The sequence below is a fragment of the Mycobacterium spongiae genome (genome assembly GCF_018278905.1).
GTDB classification, from domain to species: Bacteria; Actinomycetota; Actinomycetes; order Mycobacteriales; family Mycobacteriaceae; genus Mycobacterium; species Mycobacterium spongiae.
Map to the genome: position 1 here is coordinate 4448896 of NZ_CP046600.1, position 18960 is coordinate 4467855.

Sequence of the window (18960 nt, forward strand, 5' to 3'; positions counted from 1 at the left end):
GAGTGAGGCGATGCCGGAGCCGACTTACCGCACTATGGCGATCATGGCCCGCACGTTCTTCTTGGCTACCGGAGCGCGCCTCACCTACATCGGCGAGGAAAACATCCCTGATCAGGGCGGCGTCGTGGTCGCTATCAACCACACCAGCTACGTCGATTGGCTGGCTGCCGCGTTGATTGCCCAGCGCCGGCGCCGCCGCGTGCGATATATGGTCAAAGCTGAGCTGCAGCAGGTGAAGCTGATCAACTTCATTATCAAACACACCAAGGCGATCCCGGTGGATCGCAGCGCCGGTGCTGGGGCCTACGCCGTGGCGGTGCAGCGGTTACGCGAAGGGGAGCTGGTCGGGCTTTATCCGGAGGCCACCATCAGTCGCAGCTTTGAGTTGAAGGAATTCAAGACCGGGGCAACCCGAATGGCCGCTGAAGCAGATGTCCCGATCGTGCCAGCGATTGTCTGGGGTACTCAGCGAATCTGGACCAAAGGCCACCCAAGAAATCTCCGCTACAGCAGGGTGCCGGTCACTATAGCGGTTGGCGAGCCGTTGAATGACGTACACGACGCCGCACGGGCCGAAGCCGCGCTGCGTGAATCGATGACTGCGCTGCTAAACCAAGTACAGCAAGACTATTCGCACCCCGCTGGGGAGTACTGGGTGCCGCACCGTCTTGGCGGCGGGGCACCGACTCTTTCCGAGGCGGCGCAGATGGACGCCGAGGATGCCGCAGCCAGAGCACTGAGCCGAACCCGGCGACGATAGCGGGCAGCACAGCCTGAACACGTCAAGCAGGCTTTGGCCCGCGATGCGCCGCCTTGCTACACGCGGCTAGAACACCACCACTTACACCAACCGCCGAAGGCGGCTTTGTCGCAGCGAGGTTAACGCTGGCTCCGTCTCGGGCGAAGCTCACCGATGGACCAGCCAGACCCGCGACGAGGTCGTCAAGTGCGTTGTCATCACGCGCCGGGGAGTGATGGGTAATCGCGAGCTGTCGCGCTCCCGCAGCTACAGCCAGCTCCAACGCGTACTCGATAGTCGAGTGTCCGAAGGCAATCGCGATCTCGCGCTCTTCGTCCTTGAAGGGCCCGCCGTGGATAAGAAGGTCTACTCCCTCGCACAGCTCCATCGCATTATCGTGCAGAACGCCCGTCGTCCGTCCTTTGGGGACCAAAGCGCCGTGATCGGGGAGATAGGCGAGAGAAGGGCCGTCGTTTGACGCCTGAACGCGGAATCCCAGTGTGCGGCCACCTTTGTGGGGTATCTCCTTCGCCAGTACGGAGTAACCCCCCCACTCGGCCCATCCCTCCGGGGTGCCGTGTGTTGCCCATTCTCCATTCAGACCGTCGACGCCGATTGGGAATACGGGCGGAGACATCGCTCGGTGAAAGATCTCGACCGCGGAAGCGGTCGTCTCCGCGGGGAGCACGACATCGGTCCGCGCACCCTCCCGGTCTGCGCCTTGGAAGAACGGCAACCCCTGGAAGTGGTCCCAGTGCATGTGGGTGACCACTACAGCGCCCCGGAAGGGCGCACCCCCGAGCAGCGCTGTCACATTCCGGATCCCGGTGCCGGCGTCGAGGAGCAGGGTTGGTGGTTTGTCGGGTGGCCCGATTGCCACGGATGAGGTGTGACCTCCGAATCTGACGAATTCGAGTCCGGGTGCGTTGGTCGACCCTCGCACTCCACACAGCGTCACGCGCATGTCCGCACTCATCTGGCGATTTGCGATTCGACGTCGGCGATCTTGGGAACCGAGGTGAACACCGCGACATGGCCCCGCCCGGATTCGCTGTCCGGTTGGACCTTCGCCAAGTAACTGCGTCCGTCAATCTCGATGGCGACATCGTCGAAGGGAGCAAGCGCCAGCTCAGTATCGACGCGCACCGCCCGCCCCGACAACGCCAGCACCCGCGCAGCATGCGGCTTGTCGAGTTTGGAATTCACGATCAAAGCGATCGTCGCTGACGGCGGTGGGACGAGTTCCTGCAAATCATGACCCTGGGTAGCCAGCTCCGACGGCGGCTCCTCGCCCCCACGCATGCCCAAGAGCTCAACAATCTGAACGTGACCACTGCTGCCCTTGAAATGCACGTCGCGAGGCTCCCCCAGCACCGCATCAGCACCCAGAGCCCTCGCCGTGGTCTCCGAAATCAGGATCTGACCCCCCACAGTCTGACTCTCAATACGAGCCGTCAAATTCACATGCGAACCCACCGCAGCGTATTTCTGCCGAGTCGACGAGCCGATCGTGCCGACCACCGCCTCACCGGTGTGGATACCAATACCGATCTCCAAGGTCGGCAATCCCAACTCCCGGTTTCGCTCGTTGAGCTCAGCCATCGCCATCTGCAGCTCCAGAGCCGCTCGCGCAGCGTGTTCGGGAGCGTGCTCGTCGACCAGCGGCGCCCCGAACAACACCAGCAACCCATCCCCCAGAATCTCGTTAATCGTGCCATTGCGAGCCAAAATCACCGACGAAGCCTGCTCAAAATACCGATTAAGAACCGCTACAGACGTCTCGGGCTCATGCTCCCCAACCAACCGAGAGAACCCTCTAATATCTGCCATCAGTATCGTCACCACTCGCCGCTCACTTCGCCCCTCACCCTCAGGAGAAGAAAGCAAAACCCTCTTAACCTCTTCACTCACATACCGGCCAAAAGTCTTCTCAATAAACCGATTACGCTCCTCAAGACTCATCGCCCGCTCCGCCGCATCCGAACCAGCACGAAGCTCCCGAACCAACGAAACAGCCTTGGCGATCGTGACCTTAAGGTCCTTCGCATCAAACGGCTTCACCTGAAAATCAAAAGCACCATGCATCATCGCCGCACGAATGTTGCTCAGATCACCATAAGCCGTAACCACAATCACCTTGAGTGGCCGATTCAAACCCTGCACACGCTCCAACAACTCAAGCCCATGCATCTCCGGCATATTCAAATCAGTGATCAAAACCTCAACGTCACTGTGCTCCTGTAGACTCGCCAGCGCCAACTCCGGATTCGTGAAAAACGTCAGCTCAAGCTGACCGGAGCGAATCTCACGGCGAAATCGCAACCGGAACATCGTCTCGACATCCGGCTCATCATCGACCACGACAAGCCGAATCGCCGGAGCATCCGACCAGATGGCTAGCACCTCTTCCTGCCGCCTATTTCCCATCGTCCCTCACTGACCCGGGCCCCTGCCGACCCATCGTAGGCTAGCCCGAAACCCCCCCGTCGAGCAGCCAAATCCACCCGCCCACAACCCAATCTCGCCACCAACACACCCGCAACAGCCACCCCCACCCACACCCACGATCAACGCCCCCACGGTCGACCCTTAGGAACCTCCACCACCACCTCAGTCCCCTCCCCAACCCGAGAACCAATCCGCAACGAACCTCGATGCTCCACCTCAACAATCTCCCGACTAATCGAAAGACCAAGACCCGTCCCCTCTCCGGGGAGCTTCGTCGTAAAAAACGGCTCGACGACGCGAGCGAGGTCGGCCTCCGCTATTCCCATTCCGTTGTCTTTCACCGCTATCTCTACGGAGTCTCCGCGGTCCTTGGTTGTCACCGTGATTGCCGGCGCGTAGTCGGCCACCTTCTGGCTCAATGCTGCCTCCCTCGTCGCGTGAAGGGCGTTGCTCACCAAGTTCAGAACGACGCGGCCCAGCGCGCGTGGGTCCAAGACCACGGCTTCTAGAGTCGGGTCGTACTCCGTTTTCACCGATACGCGGAAGCCACGGAATTGGGCTCGGGCACCGTGATAGGCAAGGTTGACATACTCTTGCGTCAGAGCGTTGAGATCGGTCGGCTCGAACACTGGCTCGCCGGTGCGGGCCTGTTGGAGCACACTCTCCACTATGCCAGTAGCTTTCCTGCCGTGGTCGGCAACCTTACCGGCCACCTCGATAATCTCGCCCAGCATGTCGTCGATAGTTTCAGCTGTCTGAGCACCCATGCCCTCCGGTGCCGATTTGACGACCTCACCGAGCTCAGCTGCCAAGTCCCTAAGCAGGTCACCAAAATTGATGACGAAGTTCAAGGGATTACGCAGCTCGTGAACGATACCCGCCATCAGTGCGCCGAGGGAGGCCAACTTCTCTTGCGCCACGAGCTGCTGTTCGAGTACGGCCCCACGATCGATCTGCGCTTCGAGACGATCAGCCACCGTCGCTTGCGATTTCGCGGCAACGGGCTGCGGGTGGACGTGCGCGCGATCATCGGACACATCCGCTGCGCCTTCTTCGTCGTTCACGTCGCTTTCCCTTCAGGACACCTTGCGATGCTTGCCAGGTCATGGAAGCTTGTCATGAGCCACTGGTGCAAAATTGGCGATTGGAGCTTGGCGGTCTGGGTGCCGATGGTGCCTAGTGCGAGTTCGCGGTGCCGACTCGACGCGTTGGCGCCGGCGGCGGTGCACGCAGGCACGATTTGCTGCTTGGCCACGCAGTCCAACTTCGGGCGTACCCCTGCGCGAGGGCACGTGGCGAAACGGTTCCACGTTGCCCGGACGGCCGATGTCGAAATTGTCGATAACCGGGGCTCCACAGAAATCCACCGAAAACCTGTTCCCGTCAATGGACTAGCCGTTCGCGCCGCTGCTCACTAGCTCGACCGTGGGAACTCAGGTCGTCGTTGCTGGCCGACCATCGGAGAGAGTCGAGCTGACCACTGATGTCCCGGCTGAGCTGATGAGTTCGCCCCGCCGCCTGGTATAGGTCGCATTCGCCGCGGTACAGCGTTCGATCAACGTCATATTCAGAAAAACTGTCCAGAATCGCGTGAGCGAAGTTCTGAATGAAGTTGAGCGGATTTGCCACCTCGTGCAGGACTCCATTACTCACCCGGCCCAGGGCTGCTGCGGTTTCGGCCTTCGAGGTTTCGATTCGTTCCTGCCGTAATTTTTGTAGCAATGACCGCGAACGGCGCATTTTCTCCAACGCCAACGAAAACGTATTCGGTATCAGCACGAGAGCCGCCAATACCGCCAACAACAGCACGGATCCTGCCGCTAGCAGCGACGGGTCCAAAGTAATGGGCTCGAGTGCAAACGGGTCAATCGCAACCAATCCCACGAACGCGATGATTGCTGTCGGCACGGCCACCTCAAGCGAAAGCCGCAGACCAGCGAATCCGTAACCGACTGCGAACGCGATCACAAGCATCCCTATCGGCGGGTAATCGTTCCGCAGCGCGCTTATCAGCGGGAAATCAACCGTCCCCCGGGTAACCGCGAGTACAATGGCTCCCACGCCCACCGAATAGCTCACTACCCGCGATGCGATGCCGAACCGTGCCCGCGGGTTCTTTTCGAACCACGCCCAGCTCGCTACCGACACGGCCACCAGAATCGCCAGAATCACAATCCAAATCTTTTGACCGTATGCGAGCCCGAACCCCACGATTGTCAGCGTGAGTATCGTGAGCACGGTTGCTACGCGATATCGATCCGTACAGTATGTTTCGCGGGTCACAAGACTGTCGGGAAACTCTGCCGGTGTGACCGCCGGGCTCGGAGCATGTTGGAGTGTTTCGGCAGGCTTCGATCGGCTCGGTTCAGCGGTGGATACGGCAACCGGCAATGTGGCGGTAGCCACTGCCCCCCCATGGCCCGTCACGGGTTCCAGCCTGAGGTCACCACCGAGCTCGGCCAGAGTCGAACTGGCCGTCAACAAACCCAACCCCGCGCGCCCGCTGGTGGGAGGTTTCGTGGTGAAAAAGGGCTCGAAATAGGCTTCCACTTTGCTCGGATCGACTCCGATCCCGTTGTCGATCACCTCGATCTCGACATCACTGCCGGAAACCCGTCCCCGCACGCACACACGGCCGTGAAATTCGTCATCGGATCGTCCGGCCATTTCTTGAACCGAATCAGTGGCATTGGTGATCAAGTTTTGCAGCATCTCCGCGAGCGCGCCGTACCGACCCACCACCAGCGTCGACGCCAGATCACCGACCTCAGTAACGATTGCAACCCGCGCTGACCCCACCACGTTGAACCCGGCCGCAAGCACCTGAGCCTGCTCCTGAATCAACGAACCGACGTCGACCAGCTCATCGGCGACGGGGCCATCCCGGTCAATATCAAAGCGTGTCATCGTCTGAGCAACCGCGCAAGCACGGGCACTATGGCGCTGAATTGTCTCCCACCCTATTTCGAGGTCCTCGACGAAGTCCCTGGGTTCGCCTTCACGCTCCGTTTGAGCCAACTGCCCAGCAAATCGGGAGGCCCGCTCGGCGATGTCTTTGAGTTCCACCAGCATAGGCCCGATCTCATGTCCCAGCGCCGCGGTTCTGCGGCCAGTCTCCGCAAGGCGATACTGCGAGTTCAGCCGGTCAGCGGCATTCTCTTCAAAACTTGACACGACCGTGAACTCTTCTGCCGCCCGATACTGCCGATCGATAGCCCACACCGCCGCGACCCCGGCACCGCCCACCAACGCCGTAGCGACGATACTGACCGCAGGCGGCCCGAAAGCGTTGGGCGCGACGACGGGGACAAAGAAGCTCAAGAAATAGACACCAATGTTGACAAGTGCGTAGATAACAGCGATTCGTTTCCCAAGCAACAACCACACGGCCGCCACAATGAAAATCACATGGAGCCCGGAAATTGCGGCTTGGACGTCTGTGAAAATAACGAAAGACACCCATAGGATCGCGGTTTCAAAGCCAATACAGATGTGCGCCGCGAGCCGATACCTCGTCTTCCACGAACGGCGTGCCCAAAACCACGTTGCCACGAGTGCCAAGCACCCAACTAATGCCGGCACCGCGGAGCGATTATGAACTCCGATTTCGCTGGCGGCGGCGGCGGCCACAAACACGCAGAATAGGATGAAGATCCCCGTAATCCGCCTGAGCCGCGATGCTTCGGCGATTTCAGCCAATAAACCTTGCAGACGCCGATCCATCCGAGGATCGAGGTAGTCCGAAGTCAGCCGACCAGGATCGCCAGACCGAGCAGTTTTCGTCATAGGACGTCGCTCTCCCCAGACAAAGTCGAAAGCCCACCGGCAAACCTACGACTCATTGATTTCCAGTGACGCACACTACTCTGGAATTCGTCAAGCCAGCTCAGGCGCGGCTAAATCGTCTTGAGATCGCCGGATAGGGCAACCGGTCAATCTGAATGAGGCTCCATCCGGCGTTCGGGGGATGTCGGTGTACCGGCTACCGCTTTCGCCTGCCCGGCCGCCATCGCCGCCGCAGCCGCACCCTGCCAGGAGTCACCGGCCAACCCCGAGATCACCGACGAGAACGACGACGCCGCTGCCCCCAATTCCGATGCCAACCCGTTCCAAGCCGCAGCGGCGTTGAGCAGCGGCACCGACCCCGGACTTGCAAACATCCGCAACGAATTGATCTCCGGCGGCAACACCGAGTAGTTCATGACGCTCCTCCATTTTCGTGAGTGCACGTACCAGGTTCCTGCCGGAGATGTCCAGACCGCCCGCAGTGCGTGCTACCGTCTACTGTTTATATCAGTACATACCAGGATTGTCGGCAGGTACGCTCCTGATTGAGACCCGATCCTTCTTGAGTGTCGCGGAGGAACGACGATGCGTAAGGCGAGCCAGGTTGTAGCCCCTCGATGTGCTGGCCAGGTGATCCCGCAACCGTGTGGCTCCGCGTGCTGGGAATCAAAGCATCGCAACGGGATACGATGAGCCGCGCCTCGTGAGCACTCGACCGCGACAGCCGGAACAACCTGCGGCTGATAAGCGAGCCGTGCTTCGTAGAGTTCCGATGCTCGTTGGTGTCGCTGACAAACAGCTCGATCAACTCTTGACCGCCATAGATCGCCACCACGTCCCGGCCGACGAGTGGCTCTTTCACGTCGGTGACCCATCGGATGCCATCTATATCGTTGACTCGGGGAGGTTCGCGGCCGTTGGTGCCGACGGACAGATAATTCGCGTGATGGCGTCCGGTGACTCGATCGGGGATTTGGGCGTCATCGCCGGCGCGGCCCGCTCGGCCGGGGTGCGAGCTCTTCGTGACGGCGTCGTCTGGAAGATCGCGGCTGACACGTTCACCAAGGTGCTCGCGCGGGCTCCACGATTGCAGTCGGCGATGCTGCAAGCGATGGCGGGGATGCTTCAGGAGTCACGATCTGCCAGCATCTCTCAGCGTCCCCGGGTCATTGGTGTTTTGTCGACCGGGGATACCGCCGCGATCCCGACTGCTGACGCGATCGTGACTCGACTGGGCTCCTACGGCCGGGCTGCGGTGGTGGCTCCACCCGTTGACGCCACTGCAGAAGTCCCCAGTTACGCCTATCTTGTCGAAGCATTCAGCGAAGTCCTTGATCGGGCGGAACGAGACAACGATTGGGTCTTGGTGGTGGCCGACCGAGGCTCCGGCGACAACTGGCGGCGATTCGTCGCGGCGCAAGGCGACCGACTTGTGGTCCTTGTCGATCAGCCCCGTCCGCCAGACTCGTTCGAACTCGTTTCCCAAGGTCCGGTTCACTTGGTCACGTGCATGGTGGAAGCCGACTCGATTTGGTGGGATGTCCTGGCGCCGGTCTCGCATCATCGCGCTGATGACGATGGCATGGGCGCACTGGCCCGCAGGATCGCGGGGCGGTCCCTCGGGCTGGTGATGGCGGGTGGGGGTGTTCGGGGCCTCGCGCATCTCGGTGTGTACGAAGAGCTCACCCGGGCGGGCATCGTCATAGATCGGTTTGGCGGAACGAGTATCGGTGCTATCGCCGCTGCGGCCTTCGCGCTGGGAATGAACCCCGAAGCTGCGATAGCCGTGGCATTAGAGTTGACCACGCAGAGCAACCCTTTAGGCGACCTCGCGGTCCCCGTCGTGGCCCTCACCCGAGGTGGACGCTTCGATCGGCTGCTGGAGAAACTCCTCGGCAATAGCTTGATTGAGCACCTGGAAAAAGAATTCTTCTGCATATCCGCGGATCTGATATCTGGCGACCAGGTCATCCACCGGCGGGGGCGGGTGGCCGACGCTGTGCGGGCATCGATCTCGATCCCGGGTCTCTTGCCGCCAGTTCAACGCGGCGACCAGATCCTCGTCGACGGTGCGCTGGTGAACAACCTCCCGGCCGACGTGATGTGCGCCGACCCTGACGGCGAGGTTATCTGCGTGGATCTACGTCGAAGGTTTGAGCCGTCGACCGGCTTCGATTTGCTGCCGTCAATCCTCCGGCCTCCCGGATTCGTTCGGCGAGTCTTGACCGGCGCGGATGTCGGTTTGCCGTCGTTGCCGGAGACGTTGCTTCGCAGCATGGATTTCTCGTCCGGCAGCCGGAACCTACATGAGTTTCCCCGAGTTGCCGCTGTCATCGAACCCGACGTCACCGAGATCGGAATGTTGAATTTCAAACAGGTTGAAGCCGCGATGGACGCCGGGCGGACCGCAACTCGAATGGCTCTCGACGCACACCCGCGGCTCGGTTGCTGAGCGCGGGGCCACAGGATCAGTGTCCGGCTCAATGTTGTCGTGACGAGAAGCGTTGTACGCGAGCAGCCCCCGGGTCGGGGGTCCATAGACCGTGCGGCAGGTGAGCGCTACACCGCCGCGGACCAAATTCTGTGAACGCCGAACCGAACCCTTCCTCAACTCCGGGTGGGTTCGTGCTAGGTTTCTGATAGTGATGCCTATCACAACATTTCCTCTGGTGGACGCGATCGTTGGCGCGCGCCACCGAAGCCTCGATGGTGTGGTTCTTATCGCTGCCCAACATTTGCTGGAGACGACCCATGCGATGCTGCGCTCGCTGTTTGGGGTGGGGCTTGACCCGCGCAACGTAGCGCTGATCGGTAAGTGCTACTCAACACACCTTGGTGTGGTTGAGGCGATGCGTGCCGACGGCATCTATGTCGACGATTCCAGCGATGCCTATGCGCCCCACGAACCTTTCGACGCCGAGTACACGCGCAACGTGGAACGGTTCTTCGGCGAGTCCTGGGATCGGCTGGTGGCCGGGCGGAGCGCGCGAGTAGTGCTCCTCGACGACGGCGGATCGCTATTGGCCACGGCAGGGGCGGTGCTCGATGGCAGCGCTGACGTGATCGGTATCGAGCAGACGTCCGCCGGCTACGCGAAGATCCTCGGTTGCCAACTCGGGTTTCCCGTTATCAACATCGCACGCTCGTCGGCGAAGTTGTTATACGAGTCGCCAATTATCGCCGCACGCGTGACGCAGACGGCCTTCGAGCGTATTTCGGCGGTTGACTCCGGCAATGCGATCCTGATTACGGGCGCGGGCGCAATCGGGACTGCGCTGGCGCAGGTGCTGCGTCCTTGTCACGACCTGGTGGACTTGTACGACCCGCGCTCTGGGGACACGGCCGCGATCGATCTACCGGAGGTGATCGGCGACTACGACGTGATCATTGGCGCCACCGGGGCAACGAGTGTGCCCGCCGCAATGCACGAATTGCTGCGCCCCGACGTGGTGTTGATGTCGGCGTCTTCGTCTGACCGTGAGTTCGATGCCGTCGCGTTACGCCAGCGCGCGACGCCGAATTACGACTGCCATGCAGATCTCGAGATCTCCGACGGAAGCGTTAACGCAACGTTGTTGAATTCGGGGTTCCCGGTCAACTTCGACGGTTCCGCGATGTGTGGTGACGCGTCGATGGCGCTGACGATGGCTTTGCTGGCGGCCGCAGTGGTGCATGCCGCAAGTGCAGTAGTCACCGATATCGCCAGCGAGCACCCGCATCTCGGGCTGCTCGACCAAGGTGACATCGTGGCATCGTTTTTGAACATCGATGTTCCGCTGCAAGCGCTCAGCCGGTTACCGTTGCTCTCGATCGGGGGTTATCGGCGTCTTGAGGTGCGCTCCGGGGAGATTCTCTTCCACCAGGGCGATCAAGCCGATCACTTCTTCGTCGTCGAATCCGGCGAGCTCGAGGCGCTCGTCGACGGCGAGTTCACGCGCCGGCTCTGCGCTGGCGACCATTTCGGTGAGATCGCTTTGCTCAACGCCTCGCGGCGCACGGCGACGGTGCGGGCGCGTGACCCGTCGGTCCTGTGGGCGCTCGACGGCACGGCTTTCAGCGAGGCTGTCAACGCGGATACCGCGATGCGCGACATCGCCAACGGTGTTGTCACCGCACGCCTCGATCACGCCGCACCTGCCTCGGAGGGTTAGACGCCGCATCGCGGCTCAAGCGGATCGGCGGGGGCTTCACCGTCTTCGGTCGTATTCCCCAGCGCAGTGACTGAGGACATCAGCGGCGCCGTGCATGGCACCATCTCACTGGTGCGATGTCGGGCCCAGATTCCCGGCGGTGTGGGCACGATCTGGGCGCTGCACCCTGGGACGCACATCCGACGACCGGCGGCTACGCCGAAACGACACGTACCACATCCACCGGCATACCGCCGACTACCGATGCGCCCTCCCGCATACCCGGGTGTGTCGCTGGAGTCACAATTCCTGCTGAGGCTTCGTTGCCTGCCCCACGGAAAGCAGCTCATCTCTGCTGGCGGACCATCGGAGGGAGTCGAGCCGGCCATTAATATCCACGCTGAGGCGATGAGTTCTCACTGCTGCTTGGTATAGATCGTGTTCGGATCGGTACGCTGCCGAATCAACATTGTATTCGGTGAAACTGTCGAGAATAACCTTTGCGAAGTTTTGAATGAAATTCAGAGGATTTGCGACCTCATGCAAGACTCCGCTGCTAACCCGGCCCAGCGCGGCTGCCGTTTCAGCGTTCGATGTCTCGATTCGCGCCTCACGCAATTTTTGGAGCAGCGCCCGCGATCTATTCGCGACTTCCGACGCCACCGAAAACGAATGCGGCATTAACATCAGAGCCGCCAATACCGCTAGCAACAGCACGGATCCTGCGGCTAGCAGCGACGGGTCCAAAGTAATGGGCTCGAGTGCAAAAGGGTCAATCGCAACCAATCCCACGAACGCGATGATTGCTGTCGGCACGGCCACCTCAAGCGAGAGTCGCAGACCAGCGAATCCGTAACCGACTGCGAACGCGATCACAAGCATGCCGATCGGCGGGTAATCGTTCCGTAGCGCGCTTATCAGCGGGAAATCAACCGTGCCTCGGGTAACTGCCAGGACGATCGCCCCCAGGCCCACGGAATACGACACTATGCGCGATGCAACGCCGAATCGTGCCCCTGGATTGCCTTCGAACCACGCCCAGCTCCCGATCGACACGACTATCTGGGTTGCCAGGATCGCAATCCAAATCTCTTGGCCGTCAGCGAACCCGAATCCCACGATGGTCAGTGTGAGTATCGTCAGCACTGTAGCCACGCGATATCGATTCGTACGGTATCTCACAAGTTCCGCATCGGTCTCCGAAACCTCCGATGACTCAGACGGCTGGACCGAGGGCGTTTCAACAGGAGCAGCTGGGGGCGCCTCAGCGTGCGGCCGATTGCTCTGCTCGGCGGCGGACACGGCAATTGGCAGGGTGGCAGTGGCCACGGCCCCACCTTGGTGCGGCTCGGGCTCCAGGGTGAGTTCACCACCAAGCTCGACCAGGGTCGCCCTGGCCGTCAGCAAACCCAGGCCCGCGCGGCCACTAGTAGGCGGTTTCGTGGTGTAAAACGGCTCGAAATACGCTTCAATTTTGCTCGGGTCAAGACCTAGCCCGTTGTCGATCACTTGGATCTCGACCTCGCTAGCCAGCAAACGACCCGTTATTTGCACGCAGCCTTGAAATTCGCCGCTCGTTCGTCGCGTTTTCTCTCCGATTGAATCGACAGCATTCGTGATCAAGTTTTGCAGCATCTCGGCGAGCGCACCATACCGGCCTGCAACCAACGTTGACGTCAGCTCGTCGACATCAGTAGCGATCGGGACGTGTGCCGAGCCTTCGACGGTGAACACGGCCGAAAGCACGAGAGCTTGCTCCTGAATCAACGAACCGATGTCGACTAGCTCGTCGGCAGATGGTCCATGTCGATCGATCTCTGAGCGCGTCATCGTCTGGGCAACCGAGGAGGCGCGAACACTATGGCGCCGAATCGTCTCCCACCCGATCTCGAGATCGTCAACGAACTCCCTCGGCGCACCCGCATTTTCTCTGCGCGCCAATCTTCCGACAAACCGGCAAGCGTCCGTAGCGATGTCGGCAAGTTCCTCGAGCATGGGCCGAATCTCATGTCCCAGTGCGGCGGTTCTGCGGCCAGTCTCCGCTAGGCGATACTGAAAGTCCAATCGAACCGCAGCATTCTGCTCGAAACTCAACACGACCGCCAGCTCAGCCGCGGCTCGATACTGTCGATCAATAGCCCACAGCGCTGCAATGCCGGCGCTTCCTACTATTGTCGCGGCGACAATGCTGGACAGACGTGGCCCGAAAGTGTGCGACGCGGCATCCGGCGAAATGTATCGCAACGAGTAGACAGCCGTCGCCACGAGCCCCCAAATAATAGCGGCTCGTTTCCCAAGGAGTAACCACGCACCCGCGGCGATAAAAAATGCATAAAGCACCGTAGTTTGGTGTTGGTAGCCGATGAAAATTATGAATAATACCCAAAGTGTAGTAATTTCAAGACCGATGCAGATGTGGGCCGCGATGGGATATCTCGTCTTCCAGGAACGGCGCGCCCACAGCCACGTTGCCACAAGAACCGAGAAAGCGACTAGGGCCGCAAAGGCGAAGCCGTTATGAACTCCGATTTCATTGGTGAAAGCACCAAACATAAAGCCACCAAAGAGGATGAAGACCCCTGCGATTCGCCTGAGCCGCGATGCTGCGGCTACTTCAGCCAATAAACCTCGGAGACGACGATCCATCCGGGGATCGAGGTAGTCGAAAGTCAACTGACCAGGATAGCCGGATCGGGCGGTTTCCTTCATCACTGGCATGCTCCTTCAGGTCAAGGTGAAGCCTTGAATTTCATTGTTAGAGAGCGGCATTTACGGCTCCTCGTCCGCGGTGCTAGACGGGCGGCAGCTGGAGCTTTTCCGCCAGGTCGGAGTTCTCAGCACCTTCGGACGCCCATTTAGCCAATTCTCCACCTCATATGCTCTCGTATCATGCCTTACCTTCAGGCGTGTACTGATGTTACTACGGTGAACGGGTCTGCCCGCACCGTTTTTGCAGACCTCAAGCCACGAAACCAACAGCTCCGCTGGCTGAGGTTCAGCGGCCTGACCCCGATCGGTTGATCCAGGAGGTCTGTACCCCGTTCGTAGGTCCACCGTTGTGAGAGTTGGGGCAAAGGGATCATCGAAGGTCACATGCCCCGTATGTATCGGGCCGGTGTGTGCCGGCAAATCGTTTCTCGGCTGCCTTGGGGCGAGGTGGTCGCTGCGATCGCGGCCGAGACCGGCATAGCTCAAGCCACGTTGTTTCGGTGGAAGCGTCAGGCGTTGATCGATGCCGGTGTCATCCAGGGCATTCCCAGTGTGGAGGCCGACGAGCTAGGCACAGCCCACGAACGCATCGCGGCGCTGGAGGCCGAGCTGACATTGACCCGGGACGCGTGCGAGCTGTTCAACGAGCGGGCGGTGGTGCCGCCAAGACGCCGACGCGCGATCGTTGAAGACTGATTAGGCGAGGGCACTCCGCTCGAGCCGCTTGTCGGATAACAGGATTGGCCAGTTTCGGTGGTGGCATGCGGTCCCCACGAATTTGTTCATCCTCCAACCGGTTCGGTGCTCGATGTCGTGGCTGGCAGCCAGCGCGGTGACCACGAAGCTCAAGTGCGCCTCGATGGATTCGCGCAGGTGGTCATAGATCGGAGCGCCTCCGCGCGGCGGACGGGTTGCTCAACCGGTTGCGTTGGTGCGCGCCAGTCGCGGTGTCGCGTAGGTGTGAGCCCGGAGAGGCCACCAGAACCAGCGACCCAGCAGGGTCGCAACCGACGGCATCACAAAGGACCGGACCACGACGATGTCAAACAAGAGTCCGATCATCACCGTGGTACCGAATTGGGCTATGCCACGCAGGTCGCTCGCGGCCATTGAGCCCATCGTCAAGGCGAACACGACGCCGGCGGTGGTGACGACTCCGCCCGTGTTGGCGATAGATCGAATGATGCCGGTTTTTGGGCCCGCTCCGATTTCCTCCCGGAATCGGGCGACCAGTAAGAGGTTGTAATCCGATCCGACTGCGAGCATGACGATCGTGGCCAAGGGCAGCACCATCCAGTGGAACGGCATATGCAGGATGTGCTGCCAGATAAGGATCGATATTCCGAGGGCGGAACCCAGTGAGCCCGCGACCGTCCCGACAATGACTGCGGCGGCGACGACGCTACTGGTGATGGTCAGCACTATCACGAAGATGAGGCACAGCGACGCTACGACGGCAATCATGAGGTCGTAAGTGGCGCGATCATGGATATCTTTGTAGGTCGATGCCGCCCCGGCCAGGTAAATGCGTGCGGTCACTAGCGGGGTTCCCTTCACGGCATCGTCGGCGGCATACAAAATCGGGTCGATATGCGACATTCCTTCGAGGCTGGCCGGTTCGCCTTTGTGGGTGATGATAAATCGCGCTGACTTGCCGTCGGGGGACAAGAAGTGCGTCAGGCCACGTTGGAAATCTGGATTGTCGAAAGTTTCAGGTGGTAGATAGAACGAATCATCATTCTTAGCCGCGTCGAACGCTTGACCCATAGCTGAAACGTTCCGGGTGACGTCCTCCATTTGAGTGACAAGTCCCGCGAAGGTGCTTGCCATTGTTTGAGAAATGCTCTTCACGGCCCGCATCGTCGCGATCATTTGCGGCAACTGGGCGAGGAGTTGAGGCTGGATGACGTCGACTTGATCAAGGTTATGGACGAGATTGCCGACATCCTCGCTGAGTCTGTCGACGCCATCAAGGCCGTCCAGCAAAGAGCGCAGCGACCAGCAAATGGGAATGGCAGAACAATGGCGTTCCCAGTAGAAGTAACTGCGTATCGGTCGCCAGGTATCGTCGAAGTCAGCGAGATGATCTCGGAGCTCGTTGGTGTTGACCTGCATCGTCTTGGCGTCAGCGTCCATGTCATGCACGACGTCGGTGAGTTGTCGCATCAAGCTGTCGATGCGCTCGGTGATGTCGATCATGTGTTGCAGTTCATCGGTTATTCTTCGCATATCGGCGACGCTGTCTTTGAGGAGCTTTAGGTTCTGAATAGTCATGGTGCCTTGGAGCCCTATTTGAAACGGGATCGAACTATGGTCGATCGGAGTGCCCAACGGTCTGGTAATGGTTTGCGTCCTCGCGACGCCAGGACTGTGAAATACGCGTTTGGCGATTCTATCCAGTACCAGCATGTCTGTTGGGTTGCGCAGGTCGTGATCGGCCCCGATCATCAGCAGCTCGGGTGCCAGGCGGGCTTGTGGAAAATGTCGTTCGGCGGCGTTGTAACCAATGTTGGATGGCGCGTCGCGGGGGATATAAAACCGATCGTTGTAGTTAGCGTGATATTTTGGCAAGGAGAGCAGCCCGATCGCCATTACCAGGGTCGCTGCGACCAATACCGGGACAGGCCATCGAACGACAACGGTGCCGGTCCGTCGCCAAAACCGGGTCCTCTGTGGTCGTCTGGACTCGAGGAACCCGAATCGGCTCGCGACGGTGATTATGGCCGGAGCGAGGCTCAAGGAGGCCAGGATCACCATGAGCAAACCGATCACGCTGGGCAATCCAGGGTTGCTCAAGTAGGGAAGCCTGGTAAAGGTTAGGCAGAACATCGCCCCGGCGATGGTCAGTCCTGAACCCAGGACCACGTGGCTTGTCCCGTGAAACATGGTGTAGTACGCAGCTTCCCGGTCCTCGCCAGCTGCGCGTGCTTCCTGAAAGCGCCCGATAAGAAAGATGAGATAGTCGACGGACGTCGCTATCGTCAACGCCACGAGGGCACTGACGCCGAAACTCGACAAGCCGAGGATTCTGTGCGTGGCCAGGGCAGATATCACACCCCGGACCGCAACCAGCTCGATCCCGACAGTAAACAGCACGATAAGGACTGTCGCGATAGAGCGGTATGCGGCTAACAGCGTGATTGCGATCACCAAAAAGGTGATGCCGGTAATCCTTTTCAGGCTACGGTCGGCGTAATCACGTCGATCCGTGGACAGCGGACCCGTGCCGGTCACATAAGCCTTGATCCCCGGAGGCGGCGGCACGCTGTCCACAATGCGTTGGACTGCAGCAGCAGACTCGTTGGCCTCCACGCCGCCCTGATCGCCAGCAAGATACAGCTCGACATAAGCAGCTTTGCCGTCGGAGCTCTGCGACCCTGCCGCTGTGAGGGTATCGCCCCAGAAGTCATCGATATGCTGGATATGCGCCTTGTCTTCTGAGAGTCTCTCGATCAGAGTGTCGTAGAACCGGCGCGCCTCATCACCAAGCCTGTCCCTGCCCTCCAACACAATCATCGCTGTGGTGTTGGAGTCGAATTGCTGAAAATCCTTGCCGATGCGCTTCATGGCGATCAGCGACGGAGCTTCCTCTGGAGCGAGAGACACTGAATGGTTCTTGGCGGCAACATCTAGCTGTGGCACAAAGACATTCACGGCGACGGCCAGTGCCAGCCAAAACAGAATGACCGGCAGCGACAACGACCGAACTATCCGCGCGGCGGCGTTGGGGAACCCAGACGCATGTTCGGTACTCACGCGGACTTCACCAAGCACGTGGTCAGAGCATGATGAGCTGACACGAAACGCTCATCGCGGGTCACGCCATTGACCGTGATCCGACAACCCAAGGTCTTACTGTCGCTCTGTGCCACCACGTTGGCTACCACCGAGGTCAGCGTGGTCACGATCGCAAGCGACCACGGTAGGGCTACCCCATCGAGCTGGTGTGGCTGGGCTTCAGCATCGAGATAGTTGATGCCAGCGACCTTGCCCGGCGGGCCCAGGATCTCGTAGAGAATGCGCTTAGGGTTGAACGAGACAATGGTGTCGGGCTCGCCGGAGCCTGACACACTTTGACGGAATCCGAGTGTCTCGTGCAGCCGCAAGACGATGACGGCCGCAACTGCCACAACGAGGACCCCGATCAGCGGTGTCGAAATGCGTCCGATCAGGCCGATCCCGGTTTGACGTGGCAATTTGCGGTCTGAAACCGCGAAGCGCGAAATGCCAGGCGGTCGTTGCGATCCGGAATCCGCTGTTGTGTCGGGGACTGCACCTTCCTGCGCTCTCTGCGCTTTCCGGTCTTGCACGAGTAGCCCGTGACCGTAGATGAAGAACAAAACGGTACCAATGAGCACCGACGGTGCCATCGCCGCCACGACGTGCGGCGTGCCCATCAGGAAGTGGCCCACCGCGAGCCACACCACCAACACCATCGACGTCACGGAAGGAGCAACCACCGAACCCGCCAGAGGACTTGCCGACCAGCGATACAGGCGCTCGAGCACCGAAACCAGCACCAGCGTGGCGATGAAAGACAGGATTGCCTGCGTCATGCCCGCATGCAGGGCCACCGCCGAGCCATAGTGATGATGGGCGAACGCGGCCCAGCCGCCGTACGCGGCTGCGGAAACCAGCGCGATCAATATCGGCCGACCATGGCGTAACAGCCACCGGCGTGCGACAAGAACGCTCATTGAGCTACCCACGTGCTCTCAGAACGATCGCGCCGGTTGTACAACGCTCTTGTTGCCCGAGTTTCACTGGTCGTTGCCGCCGATCCCGCCGCCGCCCCCGGCACCGCCGGCACCGCCGGCACCGCCGTTGACCCCGTCGTTGGGAGAGCCATCGTCGCCCGGAGAGCCGGGTTCGCCTGGGAATTCAACGCCGTCGAAATCTGCGGTGCCGCCCGTTCCGCCGGTTCCGCCAGCGCCGCCGGTCCCAACGGTGCCACCTCGGCCGAATTCCAGGCCGTATGCGGCAAACAGGTTCGCGATGTTGGCGCACATTTCGTCGCCGGCAGCTGCCAGCAGGCCCGAAATTGGTCCTGCCGCAGCGGCATTGGCCGCCCTGATTGCCGAGCCAATGCCCTCGATATCCGCCGCAACCGCTGCCATGACCGGTGGCGCCGCAACCAGAAACGCCATC

Annotated in this window: 12 protein-coding genes and 1 pseudogene; 4 read left to right on the forward strand and 9 right to left on the reverse strand. The window is 60.4% G+C overall.

What is annotated here, in order from left to right:
* Positions 1-10 precede the first annotated feature (10 nt).
* Positions 11-760, forward strand: a complete 750-nt coding sequence (locus tag F6B93_RS18120; protein WP_211696308.1) for a lysophospholipid acyltransferase family protein — start codon at positions 11-13, stop codon at positions 758-760.
* A 22-nt stretch (positions 761-782) separates the two neighbouring features.
* Here F6B93_RS18120 and F6B93_RS18125 read toward each other — a convergent pair whose 3' ends face one another.
* The 5 genes and pseudogenes from F6B93_RS18125 to F6B93_RS18145 all read right to left on the reverse strand — a co-directional run.
* Complete coding sequence (locus tag F6B93_RS18125) at positions 783-1619, reverse strand: MBL fold metallo-hydrolase (RefSeq protein ID WP_211696309.1); 837 nt, start codon at positions 1617-1619, stop codon at positions 783-785.
* A 92-nt stretch (positions 1620-1711) separates the two neighbouring features.
* The gene (locus F6B93_RS18130) at positions 1712-3166 is read right to left on the reverse strand and encodes an adenylate/guanylate cyclase domain-containing protein (protein WP_211696310.1); all 1455 of its coding nucleotides are present in this window, start codon (positions 3164-3166) and stop codon (positions 1712-1714) included.
* Between the two features lie 140 nt (positions 3167-3306).
* Positions 3307-4251, reverse strand: coding sequence for a sensor histidine kinase (locus F6B93_RS18135; RefSeq protein ID WP_211696311.1), 945 nt, complete (start codon positions 4249-4251; stop codon positions 3307-3309).
* A 319-nt stretch (positions 4252-4570) separates the two neighbouring features.
* Positions 4571-6910 carry an ATP-binding protein gene (locus F6B93_RS18140; RefSeq protein ID WP_211696313.1) on the reverse strand — a complete coding sequence of 780 codons (2340 nt, stop codon included), beginning with the start codon at positions 6908-6910 and terminating at the stop codon, positions 4571-4573.
* A 269-nt stretch (positions 6911-7179) separates the two neighbouring features.
* A pseudogene (locus F6B93_RS18145) lies at positions 7180-7389 on the reverse strand (PPE domain-containing protein); the annotation flags it as partial.
* Positions 7390-7676: 287 nt separating this feature from the next.
* Here F6B93_RS18145 and F6B93_RS18150 point away from each other — a divergent pair.
* Entirely contained in the window at positions 7677-9425 is a 1749-nt protein-coding gene (locus tag F6B93_RS18150) for a patatin-like phospholipase family protein (RefSeq protein WP_211696317.1), read from the forward strand.
* Between the two features lie 190 nt (positions 9426-9615).
* Positions 9616-11124 (forward strand): cyclic nucleotide-binding domain-containing protein, encoded by a 1509-nt coding sequence (locus F6B93_RS18155; RefSeq protein WP_211696319.1) that lies wholly within the window; start codon positions 9616-9618, stop codon positions 11122-11124.
* Between the two features lie 279 nt (positions 11125-11403).
* On the opposite strand, the gene F6B93_RS18160 is transcribed toward F6B93_RS18155, so the two are convergent.
* Complete coding sequence (locus F6B93_RS18160; protein WP_211696320.1) at positions 11404-13812, reverse strand: ATP-binding protein; 2409 nt, start codon at positions 13810-13812, stop codon at positions 11404-11406.
* Between the two features lie 384 nt (positions 13813-14196).
* Between F6B93_RS18160 and F6B93_RS18165 the strand changes: the two genes are divergently transcribed.
* The gene (locus tag F6B93_RS18165) at positions 14197-14508 is read left to right on the forward strand and encodes a transposase (RefSeq protein WP_211696321.1); all 312 of its coding nucleotides are present in this window, start codon (positions 14197-14199) and stop codon (positions 14506-14508) included.
* A gap of 219 nt (positions 14509-14727) precedes the next feature.
* On the opposite strand, the gene F6B93_RS18170 is transcribed toward F6B93_RS18165, so the two are convergent.
* The 3 genes from F6B93_RS18170 to F6B93_RS18180 all read right to left on the reverse strand — a co-directional run bounded on the left by F6B93_RS18170 (position 14728) and on the right by F6B93_RS18180 (position 18959).
* Positions 14728-17568, reverse strand: a complete 2841-nt coding sequence (locus F6B93_RS18170) for an MMPL/RND family transporter (RefSeq protein WP_211696323.1) — start codon at positions 17566-17568, stop codon at positions 14728-14730.
* Positions 17565-17990: an MmpS family transport accessory protein gene (locus tag F6B93_RS18175; RefSeq protein ID WP_246541157.1), complete on the reverse strand. Its 426-nt coding sequence runs from the start codon at positions 17988-17990 to the stop codon at positions 17565-17567. The genes F6B93_RS18170 and F6B93_RS18175 overlap by 4 nt, the downstream gene beginning before the upstream one ends.
* A gap of 582 nt (positions 17991-18572) precedes the next feature.
* Entirely contained in the window at positions 18573-18959 is a 387-nt protein-coding gene (locus F6B93_RS18180; protein WP_211696324.1) for a PE family protein, read from the reverse strand.
* Position 18960 lies beyond the last annotated feature (1 nt).

What these genes read in the sequence shown, in the direction of transcription:
- F6B93_RS18120 (WP_211696308.1), top strand. Translation starts at nt 11, where the DNA reads ATGCCGGAGCCGACTTACCGCACTATGGCGATCATGGCCCGCACGTTC.
- F6B93_RS18130 (WP_211696310.1), bottom strand. Translation starts at nt 3,166, where the DNA reads ATGGGAAATAGGCGGCAGGAAGAGGTGCTAGCCATCTGGTCGGATGCT.
- F6B93_RS18140 (WP_211696313.1), bottom strand. Translation starts at nt 6,910, where the DNA reads ATGGATCGGCGTCTGCAAGGTTTATTGGCTGAAATCGCCGAAGCATCG.
- F6B93_RS18160 (WP_211696320.1), bottom strand. Translation starts at nt 13,812, where the DNA reads ATGAAGGAAACCGCCCGATCCGGCTATCCTGGTCAGTTGACTTTCGAC.
- F6B93_RS18165 (WP_211696321.1), top strand. Translation starts at nt 14,197, where the DNA reads ATGCCCCGTATGTATCGGGCCGGTGTGTGCCGGCAAATCGTTTCTCGG.
- F6B93_RS18180 (WP_211696324.1), bottom strand. Translation starts at nt 18,959, where the DNA reads ATGGCGTTTCTGGTTGCGGCGCCACCGGTCATGGCAGCGGTTGCGGCG.